The 17,306-nt window shown below is 45.0% G+C and carries 9 protein-coding genes, 1 tRNA gene, 1 pseudogene and 4 CRISPR repeat arrays; of the genes and pseudogenes, 7 read left to right on the forward strand and 4 right to left on the reverse strand.

Features of this window, described 5'->3' with window-relative positions; all coding sequences use genetic code 11:
• Positions 1-258: 258 nt before the first annotated feature.
• From cas9 to cas2, 3 genes and pseudogenes are all read left to right on the forward strand, one after another.
• Positions 259-3,555 carry a type II CRISPR RNA-guided endonuclease Cas9 gene (gene cas9, locus PEB0122_RS07590; RefSeq protein WP_075916515.1) on the forward strand — a complete coding sequence of 1,099 codons (3,297 nt, stop codon included), beginning with the start codon at positions 259-261 and terminating at the stop codon, positions 3,553-3,555.
• A 61-nt stretch (positions 3,556-3,616) separates the two neighbouring features.
• Positions 3,617-4,576 (forward strand): type II CRISPR-associated endonuclease Cas1, encoded by a 960-nt coding sequence (gene cas1 / locus PEB0122_RS07595; RefSeq protein WP_075916517.1) that lies wholly within the window; start codon positions 3,617-3,619, stop codon positions 4,574-4,576.
• A 67-nt stretch (positions 4,577-4,643) separates the two neighbouring features.
• Positions 4,644-4,925, forward strand: a pseudogene (gene cas2 / locus PEB0122_RS07600) (CRISPR-associated endonuclease Cas2); the annotation flags it as partial.
• Positions 4,926-4,995: 70 nt separating this feature from the next.
• Positions 4,996-6,418: a CRISPR direct-repeat array (repeat unit 36 nt; unit sequence GTTGTAACAGATTAGAAAATGCGGTCAAGCCGCAAC).
• 249 nt (positions 6,419-6,667) lie between these two features.
• On the opposite strand, the gene PEB0122_RS07605 reads toward cas2, so the two are convergent.
• Positions 6,668-6,757: transfer RNA gene (locus PEB0122_RS07605), tRNA-Ser, on the reverse strand.
• Positions 6,758-7,275: 518 nt separating this feature from the next.
• On the opposite strand from PEB0122_RS07605, the gene rplU reads away from it, so the two are divergent.
• The 3 genes from rplU to PEB0122_RS07620 all read left to right on the forward strand — a co-directional run bounded on the left by rplU (position 7,276) and on the right by PEB0122_RS07620 (position 8,769).
• Positions 7,276-7,761, forward strand: coding sequence for a 50S ribosomal protein L21 (rplU, locus tag PEB0122_RS07610; protein ID WP_075868983.1), 486 nt, complete (start codon positions 7,276-7,278; stop codon positions 7,759-7,761).
• A 22-nt stretch (positions 7,762-7,783) separates the two neighbouring features.
• Complete coding sequence (gene rpmA, locus PEB0122_RS07615) at positions 7,784-8,053, forward strand: 50S ribosomal protein L27 (RefSeq protein ID WP_075868982.1); 270 nt, start codon at positions 7,784-7,786, stop codon at positions 8,051-8,053.
• A gap of 116 nt (positions 8,054-8,169) precedes the next feature.
• On the forward strand, positions 8,170-8,769 hold the full coding sequence (locus PEB0122_RS07620; RefSeq protein ID WP_225867827.1) for a GNAT family N-acetyltransferase: 600 nt from the start codon (positions 8,170-8,172) through the stop codon (positions 8,767-8,769).
• 638 nt (positions 8,770-9,407) lie between these two features.
• A CRISPR array of direct repeats spans positions 9,408-9,907; the repeat unit is 36 nt; unit sequence GTTGTAACAGATTAGAAAATGCGGTCAAGCCGCAAC.
• A 599-nt stretch (positions 9,908-10,506) separates the two neighbouring features.
• Positions 10,507-10,809: direct repeats of the CRISPR family, unit length 36 nt; unit sequence GTTGTAACAGATTAGAAAATGCGGTCAAGCCGCAAC.
• A 472-nt stretch (positions 10,810-11,281) separates the two neighbouring features.
• Positions 11,282-12,639: a CRISPR direct-repeat array (repeat unit 36 nt; unit sequence GTTGTAACAGATTAGAAAATGCGGTCAAGCCGCAAC).
• 19 nt (positions 12,640-12,658) lie between these two features.
• Here the strand turns inward: PEB0122_RS07620 and PEB0122_RS07625 are convergent.
• Both PEB0122_RS07625 and PEB0122_RS07630 read right to left on the reverse strand, forming a co-directional pair.
• On the reverse strand, positions 12,659-14,050 hold the full coding sequence (locus tag PEB0122_RS07625) for a DHA2 family efflux MFS transporter permease subunit (RefSeq protein ID WP_075916521.1): 1,392 nt from the start codon (positions 14,048-14,050) through the stop codon (positions 12,659-12,661).
• Positions 14,051-14,133: 83 nt separating this feature from the next.
• Positions 14,134-14,313, reverse strand: coding sequence for a hypothetical protein (locus PEB0122_RS07630; RefSeq protein ID WP_075916523.1), 180 nt, complete (start codon positions 14,311-14,313; stop codon positions 14,134-14,136).
• 172 nt (positions 14,314-14,485) lie between these two features.
• On the opposite strand from PEB0122_RS07630, the gene PEB0122_RS07635 reads away from it, so the two are divergent.
• On the forward strand, positions 14,486-15,862 hold the full coding sequence (locus tag PEB0122_RS07635) for an MATE family efflux transporter (protein WP_075916524.1): 1,377 nt from the start codon (positions 14,486-14,488) through the stop codon (positions 15,860-15,862).
• Positions 15,863-15,888: 26 nt separating this feature from the next.
• Here the strand turns inward: PEB0122_RS07635 and PEB0122_RS07640 are convergent, their stop codons facing one another.
• The gene (locus PEB0122_RS07640; protein WP_075916526.1) at positions 15,889-17,100 is read right to left on the reverse strand and encodes an MFS transporter; all 1,212 of its coding nucleotides are present in this window, start codon (positions 17,098-17,100) and stop codon (positions 15,889-15,891) included.
• Positions 17,101-17,306 lie beyond the last annotated feature (206 nt).

Here is a 17,306-nt window from a genome sequence, read left to right on the forward strand (position 1 = left end):
CCAAACAAATAATACGTCAATAAGCACCAAGTTCGTGCGAAAACAAATTTAAGAAAATAAACTAAAGTACAATAAAAAACAGCCCCCGGAGGAGCTGTCTTATTTGGTGCATATCTAGCTTGTTAACAGCCAGACCGCATTTTCTAATCTGTAAACGTGAAAATATATGAAAATAACCAGCTGTCAATAGTTTTTTATTCTTGCTTATTTTTTCCTCTTGGTTAAATTTTTCAACGATTTTGCGTGAGGGGAGCGGTTATGACTGCTGAAAACTATTCCAATGTTCGTTTTGCTTTTGATATTGGCACCAATTCCATCGGTTGGGCGGTTTTTCAATTAAATGACAAGCAGGAAGCGACAAGCATTCTGAATGCCGGTGCACGTATTTTTAGTGATGGTCGGGATCCGAAAACTTTTGAACCTTTGGCGGTAAGGCGGCGTAACGTTCGTTCGGCTTCCCGTATGCGCGACCGTTACCTCCGTCGCAGAAAAAGAACATTGGATAAATTGATAGGCTATGGCCTTCTACCTGAAGATAAAGCCGAGCGTGATAAAATACTCCTTGAAACCAATGACAAACCATCCGGTTCTACAGACAAAAAGACCGACCCCTATTCGTTAAGAGCGCGGGCACTTGAAGAAAAATTGCCTTTGGCCTATGTGGCGCGCGCGCTTTTCCATATCGGGCAAAGGCGCGGCTTCAAATCCAACCGTAAAGCCGATCGTAAAAGCAATGAAAAAGGCAAAATTGCTGCCGGTATTGAAGAATTGTCAGGCTTGATGCACCAGAGCCACGCGCCGACTTTGGGCGCTTATCTTGCCAAACGGCGGGAAGAGGGGCATGTCGTGCGCCTTCGCGCCAGTTCCGAAGCATTGACAAATAAGGCTTACGCCTTTTATCCCGAACGCGCCATGCTTGAAGACGAGTTTCACAAAATCTGGCAAGCGCAGGCGGAATATTATCCCGATGTTTTGACAAAAGAGCGGGAAGAAGAATTGTTCCATGTCATGTTTTTTCAGCGCCCGCTTAAAGAACAAAAGGTGGGCTTGTGTACTTTGGTTGAAGGCGAATTGAGACTCCCCAAATCCGACCCGCTTTTTCAACAATTCCGCCTCTATAAAGAAATCAATGAATTGGCGATTATCCTTCCCGATTTGTCACAACGCAAATTGACCATGGAAGAGCGCGATACGCTCATCACATTGATGCGTCCGGCAAAAACAAAAACATTTGCGGCACTTCGCAAAGCGTTAAAAATTCCGGCCGGCGGGCGCTTTAATAAAGAAACCGAAAATCGCAAGCAGTTAACGGGTGATGAAGTCTATTCGGTCTTTTCAAAACCGGAACTTTTCGGGGGTGATTGGGCCAAATTTTCAATAGAGCAACAGCGCGAAATTATTGATCAGCTCAATAACGAAGAAAATCCCGATAAACTTGAAGAATGGCTGAAGAACAAATTCCCGAAATTGTCGGATGAACAGCGGTCTGAAATTATCAACGCCAATCTGCCCGACGGTTATGGGCGCTTTGGCATTACAGCAACATCGAAAATTCTGGAGCAATTGAAGAAGGATGTAATTAGCGAAGCCGAAGCAGCCCATCGTTGCGGCTTCGATCATTCATTGGCAAATCGCAATTGGAAGGGGTTGGACGAGTTGCCACGCTATCAGGAGGTTCTGGAACGCCACATCGTTCCGGGAACCGGCGACAAGAATGATATTTATGACATTTATAAGGGTAGGCTTACCAATCCGACCGTTCATATCGGGCTTAATCAGGTTCGTCGCCTCACCAACAGGCTCATCAAGGCTTATGGCAAACCGTGGCAAATAGTGGTCGAGCTTGCGCGCGACCTACCAATGTCGTCAGAAGAGAGAAAAGAACATAACAAAACGCTTAATGACAACATTAAAGCCGGTTTTGAACGTACTCAAAAACTTGAAAGACTAGGACAAAAAGACAACGCCAATAACCGATTGTTGCTGAAGCTTTGGGAAGAGCTTGGGAAGGATCCTGACGATAGAAAGTCCATTTATTCGGGAACACGGATAACCGAACCGATGCTGTTTTCGGGCGAAGTGGAAATCGATCACATTTTGCCTTTTTCACTCACCTATGATGATAGTTATGCCAATAAAATTCTCTGCTTACGCGAAGAAAACAGAATAAAGCGCAACCGTGCTCCTGCCGACGTTACAGAATGGAAAGATCGTTATGATGAAATCATCGGGCGGTCAAAAAAATTGCCAGAGAACAAACAAAAACGTTTTAGGCCCGATGCAATGAAAAAGTTCGAGGACAATCGGCAATTTCTTGCCCGTCAATTGACGGATACCCAATATTTGGCAAAGCTTGCCCGCGAATATTTTGATAGTCTTTATCCGGGGGAAGAGGCGGATTCTGTTGGCGAGTTCAAAAAGATTCAACACGTTTGGGTAACTCCCGGCAGATTGACCGAATTGTTGCGGAGTAAGTGGAATTTGAATTTCATTCTGGCACTTGACCCGGGATTGTCGAGTTTTGAGAAGTTCAAAACCCATTATAAGAAAAACCGTAAAGATCATCGTCATCATGCCATTGATGCCATTGTAATCGGTGTCACGACGCGTTCTCTTTTGAAGAGCATTGCAACGGCAGCCGGAAAATTTGAAAAGGAGGATTTCGATGCTTTTGTAGAAAAAGTAGTTTCCGATGCCTTGCCGTGGCCCAACTTTTATGACGATGTTAAAAACATTATAGACAAAATCATTGTCAGCCATAAGCAGGATCATGGCACAATAAACCGTGCCGGTTACGCTCAAGGCAAGGGCAAAACCGCCGGACAGTTGCACAATGAAACAGCCTATGGACTAACCGGTGAAATGGACGACAAGGGCAATAAAGTTGTTGTCACGAGAGAGAATTTCTTGTCACTCGAGAGTGAAGATATTCCAACAATTCGTGACGAGAATTTACAAGCCGAACTTTATAGTGCAACGCAAGGTTTGGACAAAAAGGAATATCAGGAAGCTTTGCTCCGTTTTGCACGTGACCATAAGCTTTATAAGGGTATCCGCCATGTCAGGGTGCTCCTGCCTCGTAATGTCATTGAAATAAAAGACAAAAATGGTGAACCCTATAAAGGCTATATGGGAAATTCAAACTATCGCTATGATGTTTGGGAAACATTGAAAGGCAAATGGATTAGCGAAGTTGTTTCAATGTTTGATGCGCACCAACCAAAATGGAGTTCGGAATTTCATAAAAATAACCCGACAGCACGCAAAGTGTTGAGCCTGCAACAAAATGATATGGTCGCTTATAATGATCCGGAAAGAGGGCGTGTGATTGCACGCATTGTCAAATTCGGTCAAAACGGCCTGATATTTTTTGCTCCCCATAATGAAGCGGATGTATCGGCGAGGGATTCCAACAAAAACGACCCCTTTAAATTGACTGTTAAAACAGCAACGGGTTTGAAAAAAATGCAATTCCGGCAAATTCGTGTGGATGAGATGGGGCGCGTTTTCGACCCCGGTGCGCAGGACAGAGAGTCCAAACAAGCAAGATCATAGGAAATGAACCCTGTTTATAAAAAACTGTTGAGAACATGCCGTTTTGCGGCATGCTCTTTTTATGAAAAGAATAGTTGACATACCTGCTGAAGGCTTACACCTTGCCATAAAAAGAGGTTTTTTAACCATTTCCAGTCGAGAAGCGGAAGTGGGGCGGGTTGCGCTTGATGATATTGGAGCCTTAATTACTCATTCTTATGGTTTAAGTTGGACAAATCACGTCTTTATCGAGTTGTCCGAACGCTCTATTCCAATCGTGTTATGTGGAAATAACCACCGTCCGGTTGCTATCGTTTGTCCGGTAGAAGGCCATTCTGTTCAAGCTGTGCGGATGAAAGCGCAGGCTTCGGCACCAAAGCCGATACAAAAACAGATTTGGGCAGAAATCGTTCGTTGTAAAATCAGGCTACAAGGCGCAGTGCTCAAAGCTTGTGGCAAAGAGGGGGCGGCTTTTGTCTCCATTGCCCGTCAGGTGCGTAGCGGTGACCCGGAAAATAAGGAAGCACAGGCCGCCCGCAAATATTGGAAAACATTATTCGGAACCGCGTTCAAACGTGACATAGCACAAGAAGGTATCAACAGCCTTTTAAATTATGGTTACATCGTTCTGTGTGCACTTGTTTCACGCGCCATTTGTGCTGGCAGCCTCCATCCAACATTGGGCGTTTTTCATTCACATCGTGCCAATGCCTTCGCGCTTGCTGATGATTTGATGGAACCTTATCGTCCTTTTATTGATCGCATGGTCTTCCACCTGCTTACTCAAGGAAAAACAAAAGTTGATGCCGAGGTAAAAACTTATCTTGCTTCACTTTCATCACTTGATTTGAAAAGTCATGTTGGAACGTCGCCTGTCAGCCAGCAAGTTCAATACTTTGTACATTCGGTTGCGGAAAGTTTTGAAACGGGCAAGGTCAAGTTGGCTTTACCCGATGAACGTTCAATTTTTTCTTTGCAAAACGATCCGGTCCAAATTGATGAGGCATGGGGAGAAGATAACAATTATGACAGCCTATCTTGAGCGTGCAACATCGGGTCCTAAACATTTAAGCGGGTATCGATTAATGTGGATATGAGTTACTTTCGACTTACCGGTAGACACAAGAAAACAGCGCCACGACGCAACGAAATTCAGACAATTTTTGTTGGATATTGGCTTTGAGATGAGCGAGTTCTCGAACTATCTGCGTTTCTGTAACGGAAAAGAACAATTCGAATCTTATGTCAGGAAGATCGAATCCTCATTGCCTGAACGAGGAAACATCTATATTTTCCAATTTACCGACAAGCAATATGAAAATATTGTAAGATTTTCCGATCAAGCACGTAGGAAACGTCAAAAAAATCCCGCCCAACTGGTGTTATTTTAATGAAAAACAACATTTTTTTTAAAAAAATATCCACTTAATCCTTATAAAACAAAGGGTTAAGTGGACATCAGTTGTAACAGATTAGAAAATGCGGTCAAGCCGCAACAAAACGGTAAAGAATACCGCCTCAATCACATGTTGTAACAGATTAGAAAATGCGGTCAAGCCGCAACTGATTTAGATGCGCCGTCGTCAAAACGACCTGTTGTAACAGATTAGAAAATGCGGTCAAGCCGCAACTTGTTTCGCTAGGTCTTGAACTTCCGGCGAGTTGTAACAGATTAGAAAATGCGGTCAAGCCGCAACAGGAAGTCAAGCTATTCGTTCCCCGCGTCAGTTGTAACAGATTAGAAAATGCGGTCAAGCCGCAACAAAGTGGCGCGGCCATCCGCTCGCGTCAGCGTTGTAACAGATTAGAAAATGCGGTCAAGCCGCAACTGCAAAAGCAGCGCATCGTCTTTCCCCGCCGTTGTAACAGATTAGAAAATGCGGTCAAGCCGCAACTAGCTTGGCGGCTTTTGCATGTCGAGAAATGTTGTAACAGATTAGAAAATGCGGTCAAGCCGCAACTCATCTGTAACGTCACCGATCTCAACGGGGGTTGTAACAGATTAGAAAATGCGGTCAAGCCGCAACATGCCAATGGGCGAGGTTGATTATTCGCGTGTTGTAACAGATTAGAAAATGCGGTCAAGCCGCAACAAACATCTCCAGTTCCTTGGATACCCATTTTGTTGTAACAGATTAGAAAATGCGGTCAAGCCGCAACCTGGACAACTGGACAAGGTTTTTAAAAGAGTTGTAACAGATTAGAAAATGCGGTCAAGCCGCAACCTGGACAACTGGACAAGGTTTTTAAAAGAGTTGTAACAGATTAGAAAATGCGGTCAAGCCGCAACCCTGTTAAATCGTACTCACTTCTGGCTTGTGTTGTAACAGATTAGAAAATGCGGTCAAGCCGCAACAGTCTTCACCAAATGCCACAAGCCTAACCGGTTGTAACAGATTAGAAAATGCGGTCAAGCCGCAACAAGAAAGGCGCGAAGGTTTTTATCGAAGGGTTGTAACAGATTAGAAAATGCGGTCAAGCCGCAACAGCTTCGGCGGTGCATTCATCCGGAAGACCGTTGTAACAGATTAGAAAATGCGGTCAAGCCGCAACTTATTCATTACATCATACGCAAGAATGAAGGTTGTAACAGATTAGAAAATGCGGTCAAGCCGCAACATGTTGCCGCGAAAAGCACCTTCAGGTGTGTTGTAACAGATTAGAAAATGCGGTCAAGCCGCAACTTAACCCGCTGGCGGATTTTCATCTCGCTGGTTGTAACAGATTAGAAAATGCGGTCAAGCCGCAACATGTTCTCTTGTTTGATCGTTACCGGTTGTGGTTGTAACAGATTAGAAAATGCGGTCAAGCCGCAACATAACACATTCCAATAAAAAAGCCCGCTTGGTTGTAACAGATTAGAAAATGCGGTCAAGCCGCAACTTTCGTTTTGCTTTTCCTCGCGCTTTGCTCGTTGTATCAGCCTATATAAAACGTGATCAGGCTGCAAGCATGGTCAATAAAGCCAATATTGCAGCCTGAACACAACAGATTAAAAAATGCGGTCAAGCCGCAACTAAAAGTGTCAATAAATTAACAGGCAATATTCTAACAGATTAGAAAATGCGGTCAAGCGCGGCCATTCCAAGCGGGCGCATAACTAAAGAAGTCGTTTCAAAGAAAAGGAAAACGATGGCGGAGAGGGAGGGATTTGAACCCCCGATAGAGTTGCCCCTATGCCGCATTTCGAGTGCGGTGCTTTCAACCACTCAGCCACCTCTCCATAAAAGGCGAACTTTATTTGATAAACAAATATCCGAGCGCGTTAGCGGCTAAATAGCTGGCAATTAGCTTTGACACAAGCCCCTTTTTTTAATTTTTGGAAAATTCCGTTCACCCTTTCAACTTTGTTTTGTTCATTTTTGCGCGGGGCCACGGGCGCGATTTTTTAAAAAGCATCAGAGTTGTTCAGGCCTATTGCTGTTTACCCGACAAAAAATGTTTGTTGTCAAGTGCATCCGGTTTTTCGCCATGATTGCCGGCTAATTCACAAAAAGCTTTCCGGTTTTTTAAAGCTGGTCGATTGACAAGTGAAGAAAACTTCTGCATAAATCGGCCAAAGGCGTAGTGTGTCTACATTTGTGTGAAAAAGTGTATCTGCACTTGTCTAAAATTATGCCGGTCGGTTTTCTAGGGCTGGCAAATTTTAAAGATTGATAGTTTTAACGACTGATAAAAAGACGGGCTGTCTCATCGCTTTGAAGTGTTGGACAAGATCCGGATGGAACGAAAGGGTAAAAAATGTTCGCAGTCATCAAGACGGGTGGTAAACAATACCGTGTTTCCCCCAGCCAACTTGTGAAAGTTGAAAAGGTCGCTGGCAATGCCGGTGATATTGTGGAGTTCAATCAGGTTCTCGTTGTTGGCGAAGGTGAAACAGCAACAATCGGAACTCCTGTCGTTGCCGATGCGTTGGTAACAGCAGAGGTTGTTGAACAGGCACGTGCACGCAAAGTTATTGCTTTCAAAAAGCGCCGCCGCCAGAATTCAAAGCGCATTCGTGGTCATCGTCAGGAATTCACCACAATTCGCATTTCCGAAATTCTTACAGGTGGTGCAAAGCCTTCCAAGGCTGCAACAAAGCCGGCTGAAAAAGCAGCAAAACCGGTAGCCGCCAAAGAGGCAGCACCAAAGGCTGAAAAACCGGCTGCAAAGAAAGCCAAAACAGAAACAACCGAAAAAAAAGCAGCGCCGAAAAAGGCAGCCGCTAAAAAGTCGGAAAAGTAAGAGAGATTAAAGGAGAACAACCATGGCACACAAAAAAGCTGGTGGTTCCTCGCGTAACGGTCGCGATTCAGAATCAAAACGCCTAGGCGTTAAAAAATTTGGTGGTGAAGCAGTTATTCCGGGTAACATCATTATCCGGCAACGCGGCACACAATGGCACCCTGGCGAAAATGTCGGCATGGGTAAAGACCATACATTATTTGCCCTTAAAGCGGGCAAAGTATCTTTCTGCGTCAAAGCGAATGACCGCTCCTATGTGTCGGTGATTCCGATGGCGGAGGCAGCAGAGTAAGCCGGAGCTCTTAAATAAAACCGGCGTCCCATTGGACCCCGGTTAGCTTCCAAAGCAAATTAAAGGGAAAGATGGGACACCATCCTTCCCTTTTTCTATTGCTCCAGGAGGTAACTATGAGCACTGAATTATTAGAAGAAATAAGAAAGAGGCCGCCCAGAACCTTGGATTGCCCGGTTTTGGTAACTGAAAGGCTTGTTTTACGCGCACCCAATGTAGAAGACATGGACGCCATTGCCGATCTCGCCAACAACCGGAATGTATCTGCCATGCTTCAATCTATGCCTTTTCCATTCACACGAAAACATGCGGCAGAATACATTCTTCGTTCGGTGGCGGGCGAGATGGGCTATTGCGCCTATGCCATTACAAAAGCCGAGGATGGCGCGTTTATCGGCGCCTGTCATATCAAGGACCGCGAAGAAGGCGAAGGCCTGAGCCTGCGTTACTGGATTGGCAAACCCTATTGGAATATGGGCTATGCAACAGAAGCGGTTGGCAGCCTGATTGATGCCGCTTTCCGTGCAACCGATATTGATGCGCTCTATGTCTCGAATTTTGCGGCCAATAAAGCTTCCCGCCGCGTTATCGAAAAACAGGGCTTTGAATATATCGGAACATCCGAACAAAACTCGCTGGTTTCCGGTCTGGTTATCGCCGACAATTATATCCTCGAACGCGAAAAATGGATCGGCCAGTTGAGCAAATGTGCCTGAACACGCCCGCTTCAATAATGAGGCCTGAAAAGCTCGTTTGAACTGGCAGGCCTTAAAAGCTTGGTTGAACAATCAGGCCTTTTATAAAAAAGGCCTGATGAGGCCGTTTTAATCGGGCCGATTGGGTGAGACTGGCCGAGTGGGCCAGGCTCGTTCGGTTTTAGCCACTCTTAAAAATTGACGAAAGCAAACCGGATGCGACAAACCGGTTTAACTCGCTGTCTTAAGGTTTATCATGCTGTCTTAAAGTCTGCTTTATCAAAGCGGGCTGCTTGTTAGGTAGCACGGCGCATTCACCAGCATTTTAACAACGGAAAGCTTTCTTAAAAAATCGAAACAGCGGTTCACTAAATTGCTTGAGGTCTTTCTAAAAAAAGCCCGGCCATGCCGGCTGATCCTGTGTTGGTAAGATCGCAACTACGTTGCCCGAACGATGAAATTTCGATATTTTTTTGCCTTAAAGGATAAGCAAATTGATCGTGTGCTTATGTGAAAATATGATTAGATTTTCAGGAAAAGCTTGGAAGATACGTCAAAAAAAATCGAAAATTACCGGTGTTATTTTAATGAAAAACAGCATTTTTTTACAAAAAAATATCCACTTAAACCTTATAAAACAAAGGGTTAAGTGGACATCGGTTGTAACAGATTAGAAAATGCGGTCAAGCCGCAACCGTGGGCTTCCACTCACCGCATTCATCATGGTTGTAACAGATTAGAAAATGCGGTCAAGCCGCAACTGACACGGTGGCTTATATGGCTTGCGACGAGTTGTAACAGATTAGAAAATGCGGTCAAGCCGCAACTCGCTGCCCGAAGTGTTGAAAAAATGTTTAGGTTGTAACAGATTAGAAAATGCGGTCAAGCCGCAACCACCAGCCTCGCCGGTCAGTATCATCAAGAGTTGTAATAGATTAGAAAATGCGGTCAAGCCGCAACACTTGTGCGTTATATAATTTGCGCCCCGTTGTTGTAACAGATTAGAAAATGCGGTCAAGCCGCAACCTTGTGTCTGCTTCTATTCGACCGCAAATAGTTGTAACAGATTAGAAAATGCGGTCAAGCCGCAACTGACGCGCGCGCTTGTCACCCGAGACATGTGTTGTAACAGATTAGAAAATGCGGTCAAGTTGCGACGGAAAGCCGCTAAAACCTTGTTATACTTGATATTTACTTTGTTAATTACGTTATTCGTTGATTTGTTTCTCTCGTTTTGTTATATTGGGTGTGCGCCGAGTAAGGAACGCCATGGCTTTTAGCGATGTGGGGATTGCATTTCCGGCCCCCCGGCGTGTTAATTCCCATTCTGTGATATACTTCTTTTGCTTATCTTTACCGTGATTTGTGCGTTTTATACGTTGTGAATTGTAATGGCTTGCGGCAGGTTTCTTCTCTATCGAATGTCGATTATACGTTTTTTGCCTTGATGCTCGCTCATCATCGTCAATCTCCCGATTTCATGGGGCATGTGAGTGACTTCCGGGACAGCAGAGACGATAAGGACTGATTATAGGTTATTAGTTGTTAGCAAATGCTAATTTAGAAGGTGTTTCAAGCGGTGAGAGACTAACCACCTTTCTGAATTGGCAAGCCATTTGAAAATGGTTGGATTTTTACGGAAAAGCTTGGAAGCACGTCAAAAAAAATCGAAAATTACCGGTGTTAGTTTAATGAAAAACGGCTTTTTTTAAAAAAATCCACTTAAACCTTATAAAACAAAGGGTTAAGCGCACATCGGTTGTAACAGATTAGAAAATGCGGTCAAGCAGCAACCAAAATCATAATCGTGAGCATATCCGGTGTCGTTGTAACAGATTAGAAAATGCGGTCAAGCCGCAACCCCCGATGACTACAAGCAATATCAATGATGGTTGTAACAGATTAGAAAATGCGGTCAAGCCGCAACAAGACATACCGGCGGCGGTTATTGATGCTTAGTTGTAACAGATTAGAAAATGCGGTCAAGCCGCAACTCGCTTTGGCTTTTGCTTTGAATAAGCAGGGTTGTAACAGATTAGAAAATGCGGTCAAGCCGCAACAGAACGTTGGTAAAACGTCGTTATACTAAATCTTTACTTCCTTCATGATGCTGTTTGTTGATTTTATTTTTCAATTACATTATATTTTTCTTGGACACCGAGCCATCCGGAGCGCCACCTTTTTGGTGTTGGGGGTTTCCGACCCAACGGTGTCGTCAAATTTTTCCGTTTTTCCTTTTTTGCTTTCTCAAATTTTCCGGCAATGTTTGATGTAAATTTGCTGTAAAGTCGTTATACCGAATGATGAAAGTTCGATATTTTTTCAAGGGTGGGACAAGCAAATTGTTCATGTGCTTATGTGAAAATATTGTTAGATTTTGCTTATGTGAAAATATTGTTAGATTTTTAGAGAAAACGTGGACGACAAGTCAAAAAAATCGAAATTTACCGGTGTTATTTTAATGAAAAACAGCATTTTTTTACAAAAAAATATCCACTTAAACCTTATAAAACAAAGGGTTAAGTGGACATCGGTTGTAACAGATTAGAAAATGCGGTCAAGCCGCAACTATCGTTTTCGTGTCGACCCTCATGACAGGGTTGTAACAGATTAGAAAATGCGGTCAAGCCGCAACTTACCGGCTTGATTATCAATTGCGAGAATTGTTGTAACAGATTAGAAAATGCGGTCAAGCCGCAACAATTTCATTTTCAACACAAAAACGAAAAAGGTTGTAACAGATTAGAAAATGCGGTCAAGCCGCAACAAAACTGATCGTTACCACATTCAAGCTTATGTTGTAACAGATTAGAAAATGCGGTCAAGCCGCAACAAGACAAGGTTACGTACTTTTCTACCTATAGTTGTAACAGATTAGAAAATGCGGTCAAGCCGCAACTGCCAAGCAGCGATTGTCTTTTTTATTCGTGTTGTAACAGATTAGAAAATGCGGTCAAGCCGCAACACCGAATAACCTTTGAAGACTTCGATAACGGTTGTAACAGATTAGAAAATGCGGTCAAGCCGCAACGATCTTGAAGCACGGTTTTTCGTTGCATTGGTTGTAACAGATTAGAAAATGCGGTCAAGCCGCAACCGTAAACGGCCTTGATCTGGTTAAACTATAGTTGTAACAGATTAGAAAATGCGGTCAAGCCGCAACACGTGTTTACATTTATAAACTAGCACATTTGTTGTAACAGATTAGAAAATGCGGTCAAGCCGCAACCGTCATTAAACCCGATCAAAAAGCATTTGAGTTGTAACAGATTAGAAAATGCGGTCAAGCCGCAACATTATGATGGCTCCAGCAGATTGCAGAAGGGTTGTAACAGATTAGAAAATGCGGTCAAGCCGCAACAAACGCGTCTTCACCTTCGCGATCTTCGTCTGTTGTAACAGATTAGAAAATGCGGTCAAGCCGCAACATTGATAATCCAGAACAGCATTATGTCGGCAGTTGTAACAGATTAGAAAATGCGGTCAAGCCGCAACAAGAATGGAGATAGATAGATGTAGTGAATTGTTGTAACAGATTAGAAAATGCGGTCAAGCCGCAACGTATAGGACTCAATACCCGCCCGTGCGTCAGTTGTAACAGATTAGAAAATGCGGTCAAGCCGCAACTAATGGCATGGGTAATTAAAGATAGGCGTAGTTGTAACAGATTAGAAAATGCGGTCAAGCCGCAACTCCTTGGCTTGTTCACCACCAAACAAGTCCGTTGTAACAGATTAGAAAATGCCGTCAAGCCGCAACAACCGTCCCACGCTAAGTGTTCAAGGCGCGGTTGTAACAGATTAGAAAATGCGGTCAAGCCGCAACATTAAAATGTTCTCATAAACGACAACATAAATTGTAACAGATTAGAAAATGCGGTCAAGCCGCTAGCGAATATGTTTTGGTTTCATCAGTGTTGTGCCGCGGATTGTTTGCTTTTTTCGTTCAAAGCATGGCCTGCATCACGGGGCAATGTGCGGAAGATGAAGAAAGCAAGTGCCGAGATGAAGCCGACGACGAAAAAGCCCGTATGAAAATCTTCAAGTTTCAATATATTGTTGTGAAAGGAGCTGGCAATTTCCAGAACCGCGCCGGCAATTGCAATGCCGAGCGCCATTGAAGCCTGTTGGGCAACGGCGGCAATCGGCGTTGCCTGACTAATGTCTTCTTTGGCAATATCGGAAAAGGCAAGGGCATTGACACCGGAAAAGAAAAGCGAGCGCAAAAAGCCGCCGGACAGGAGCACGATAATCATCAACAAATAGGGTGTGGTGGGGTAAAACAGGCCATTGGAAGCGGTAAACATTGCCGAGACGAGAGACCCCGCCATCAACACTTTGCGAAAGCCGAAACGGGCATAAACTTCCTTGGCACCGAACTTCATGCCGAGCGAGCCTATGGCCGCGGCAAGAACCATAAGGCCGGATTCAATCGGTGAAAGGCCGAAGGCAAGTTGCAGCATCATGGGAAGCAGGAAAGGCACGGCGCCAATGCCAAGCCGGAAAACGCTGCCGCCGATAATGGCGCGTGCAAAAACCGGATCGGAAAAAAGCCTGAGGTCAAGAAGGGGTGCTTTGCGGTTTTTTGCGTGTTTGATATAAATGGCGCCGAAAATTACGCCCAAAATGGTGACACTGATGCCGACACTTTGCGGCAAGGCGGGAAGGCTTACAATCGAAAGGCCGAAAATGAAGCCGGAAAGGCTGATTGCCGAAAGGAAAAAGCCTGTCCAATCAAGCGGGCGGATATATCTCTTTTCATTTTTTGGCAGATAGATTGACGAAAGAAGAAGCCCGATAAAACCGATCGGGATATTGATAAGAAAAATCCAGTGCCAGGTAAAAAAGGTGGTGATGAAGCCGCCAAGCGGCGGGCCTACAAGCGGGCCGACAAGGGCGGGAATGGAAAACCATTGAAAGGCAATGACAAGCTGGTTTTTCGGGGTGGATTTGACGAGTAATAGACGGCCGACGGGTGTCATCATTGCCCCGCCAATGCCTTGTAAAAAGCGCGACAAAACAAAGGAATGGAGCGAAAAGGAAAAAGCGCAGCAAAGAGATCCGGCAAGAAAAACCACGATGGCAACACGGAAGATAATGCGTGCGGTGAAACGGTCGGAGATCCACCCGCTTATAGGGATGAAAACCGAAAGTGCCACGAGATAGGAAGTCATGGCGAGTTTGAGCGCGATGGGGCTTGTGTTCAAATCGGCGGCAATGGCGGGAAGGGACGTGGAAATCACATTGGAATCCACATGTTCCATAAACAAAGCGACAGCCAGAACCATAGGAAGAATGTGCATTAAATAACCCGAACCCGACTTTTTTAAAACGATGGAACCTTAAAAACCAGTGTGCCTATATAGCGCGAAGAACCTTTATGACTCTAAAACCTTATACATGAAAAACTGATATGGCCTAAACCGATAAAACTTGAAAGGTGTTTGTGACAGAAAATCGCGATGCGCCTCACATCATCATTCAGGCCGACATTATCCTGACCGGTTTCAATTGTGAAGAACTGTGAGAGCGACAAAACCGGCTTCACTTTATCGTGGTTTTTCATTTCATTCTTGACCTTGAGAGAAAAATAAATTCTTCATCAGTTGTTTTCCGCGATTGCCCTGAAAGGGCTACACATAACATTTACGACACCTATATGTTTTATATCATCATTTAAAAAATGAAATTTTACCCGCTTCGGGTCGATCAATAAAATGCGCTGATGGAGCGTTCACTTGCCGCATAAAAAAACAATTGTTCTCAATAATCTGACTGAAGGGCCGATCACCAGAACGTTGCTTCTCTTTGCCATTCCGACATTGCTTTCCAATGTTCTTCAATCGCTCAACGGTTCGATCAACACAATCTGGGTGGGGCGGTTTTTAGGTGAAAGTGCACTTGCGGCAACGGCTAATGCCAATATCATCACCTTTCTTTTGTTTGCCCTTGTTTTCGGTTTCGGTATGGCGGCAACCATTATGGTTGGCCAATCCATCGGGCGCAAAGATTTGCACCGTGCACGACAGGCTTTCGGCGCTTCTATCGGCTTTTGTCTGTTTCTCTCGGTGGTTCTTGCGGTTTTGGGGTGGTTTTTTTCGCCCGAAATTTTACGCTTTCTTGAAACACCGGCTGATGCTTTTACGCTGGCTGAAGATTATTTGCGGGTTATCTTCCTTGCTGCTCCGGCCGATCTTTTGATGGTCATGATTATGATGGGGCTTCGCGGGGCGGGAGATTCCATGACGCCGCTCATTTTCATGTGCGTCAATGTTGTGCTCGATATTATTTTCAACCCCGTACTGATCCTGGGCTTGTGGATTTTTCCTGAAATGGGCATTGCGGGAGCTGCCGCCTCGACATCTGTTTCGGGCTATCTCGCGCTTTTTGCCATGATTATCTATATCTATGTCAAGAAATTGCCTTTGCGGCTTAAAGGACGGGAACTCACCTATATCTGGCCGGATTTCAGCCTGATGCGCTTTATCGTGCTGAAAGGTTTCCCGATGAGCCTGCAAATGGTCATCATTGCGACATCCGGCCTTGTCATGATCGGTCTTGTCAATCAGGAAGGTGTCACCACCATTGCCGCCTATAACATCATGCAGCAATTATGGACATATCTGCAAATGCCTTCCATGGCAGTGGGTGCGGCAGTCAGTGCAATGGTTGCACAAAATATTGGTGCCGGTCGCTGGAACAGGATTTCAAAAACCACATTGATCGGCTGCGCGGCAACATTTGTCATGACAGCTATTCTGCTCGGGTTATTGCTCATCTTCGACCGTCCGGTCATTATCCTGTTTTTGGGCAATGATAGCGCGGCCGTACCAATGGCACAGCATATTCAGGCGATTGCAAGCTGGAGCTTTCTGTTTTTCGGCCTTGCAATGGTGCTGTTTTCAACAGTTCGTGCCAATGGCGCAGTTCTTGTGCCGCTCATTTGCCTGTTCATTGCTGTCTATCCGGTACGCCTTGGCTTCTATTACATGTTTTATGGTTCCATAAAGGCAGATGCCATCTGGTGGAGTTTCACCGTCGGCGCTTTTGCCTCGCTCATTCTGGCGCTTTCCTATTATCTTTCGGGCACATGGAAAAAGCAAAAAGTGCTCTAGACTTGGATGAGGGAAGCGCGCACCGTTCAGGAATTTTCAAGAATGGTTTTTGGCTTTGGTGTTTTGGGGTTTAGATATTTTTGCCCGAACACTGTTAAAATCAGAGCAAGAAAGCCGCCGACAATGGAAACATAAAAGCCGGTTTCAGGGCTAAAAGCATCAATCAGTTTTCCGGAAATGGCAGCCCCGGCCGCAACACCCATTGCCATTCCGGTAATTCCCCACGACATGCCTTCGGTGAGTTTTTCTGGCGGGACAATTGTATCGATCAATGACATGGCAATGATGATTGTGGGTGAACAGGCGGCACCGGCAATAAAAAGCACAATGCTCAAATTCCATAAGTTTGTAACAAGCAAGAGTGGCAATGTCGTAACCGCAGCAACGATGGTGGCAACAAGAAGCTGCTTCGTCAATTTTATACGGGCAGGCAGTGCACCATAAACAATGCCGGCAATGAAAGAGCCAGCCGCGTAAAGCACAAGCGGCAGAGCGGTGTAATTTGTCTGTTGTAGCGATTTGCCGATCGCCACGGCAGAAATTTCCGCAGTGCCGAAAATGGTGCCGACGCAAAACATAATCACGGTGAGAAGCGCAATGGAAAAAAGGCGGATAACCGAAGTGGAACCCTTTTGCCGCTTGCCATGAGCGACCGGCTCGGTCGATTTTTGCAAGGTAAAGACGAGGCCTGCAAAGAGCATGATAAGACCGGCGGCAAGCGGACCGGCGGCGGGAAACAGATGGTTTGTGAACTCGATAGCAATAATAGGGCCGACCATGAAGATCAATTCATCGACAATCGATTCATAGGCAAAGGCCGAACGCAAAAGCGGCGAACCATGATAGAGTTGCGACCAGCGTGTACGCACGAAAGAACCGAAACTCGGCATAAAACCGACGAGAATTGCGGCAATAATCAAGATGAAAAGTGGCGCTTTATATTGTGCGGCAATCAACAAGCCACAGAGCGACAAAAAAGAAACCAGAATTGCCGGACGCGCCACGCGGGCTTGCCCGTATTCATCGGCAAGTTTCGATATTTGCGGCGTAATAATGGCATTGGAAAGGACATAACTTGCCGAAACGAGACCGGCGGTAGCATAGTCCAAGCCTTCAATGGCAAACATTGTCATAATGCCGATTGAAATCATTGATATCGGAATACGTGCCAACAACCCCGTTACCGAAAAGGCAACAGTGCCGGGCTTTCTGAACAATTCGCGATATATATTGGCCATGACAAATGTCCTCAAGCGCCCTTAAAAGGCGTTTCCTTCATCTATTGACATCGCGTGCTTATGTCAATTTCTGCAGCCTTTAAATGAATGCCGTTTATTGTGGGATGAATAGCTGCTTGAAAAACTGTTTATCCATTCTGCCTGATTGGCAGGGGAAAAGCAAAATTATCTCAAAAAATATGAGTGCAAGCCAAGCGCGTATCATT

Source organism: Ditibartonella apis, assembly GCF_001952075.1.
GTDB lineage: Bacteria > Pseudomonadota > Alphaproteobacteria > Rhizobiales > Rhizobiaceae > Bartonella > Bartonella apis.

Bases quoted from the DNA above. Each gene is read 5' to 3' on its own strand.
- cas9 (WP_075916515.1), top strand. From the start codon at position 259: ATGACTGCTGAAAACTATTCCAATGTTCGTTTTGCTTTTGATATTGGC.
- cas1 (WP_075916517.1), top strand. From the start codon at position 3,617: ATGAAAAGAATAGTTGACATACCTGCTGAAGGCTTACACCTTGCCATA.
- rplU (WP_075868983.1), top strand. From the start codon at position 7,276: ATGTTCGCAGTCATCAAGACGGGTGGTAAACAATACCGTGTTTCCCCC.
- rpmA (WP_075868982.1), top strand. From the start codon at position 7,784: ATGGCACACAAAAAAGCTGGTGGTTCCTCGCGTAACGGTCGCGATTCA.
- PEB0122_RS07620 (WP_225867827.1), top strand. From the start codon at position 8,170: ATGAGCACTGAATTATTAGAAGAAATAAGAAAGAGGCCGCCCAGAACC.
- PEB0122_RS07625 (WP_075916521.1), bottom strand. From the start codon at position 14,050: ATGCACATTCTTCCTATGGTTCTGGCTGTCGCTTTGTTTATGGAACAT.
- PEB0122_RS07630 (WP_075916523.1), bottom strand. From the start codon at position 14,313: ATGAAAAACCACGATAAAGTGAAGCCGGTTTTGTCGCTCTCACAGTTC.
- PEB0122_RS07640 (WP_075916526.1), bottom strand. From the start codon at position 17,100: ATGGCCAATATATATCGCGAATTGTTCAGAAAGCCCGGCACTGTTGCC.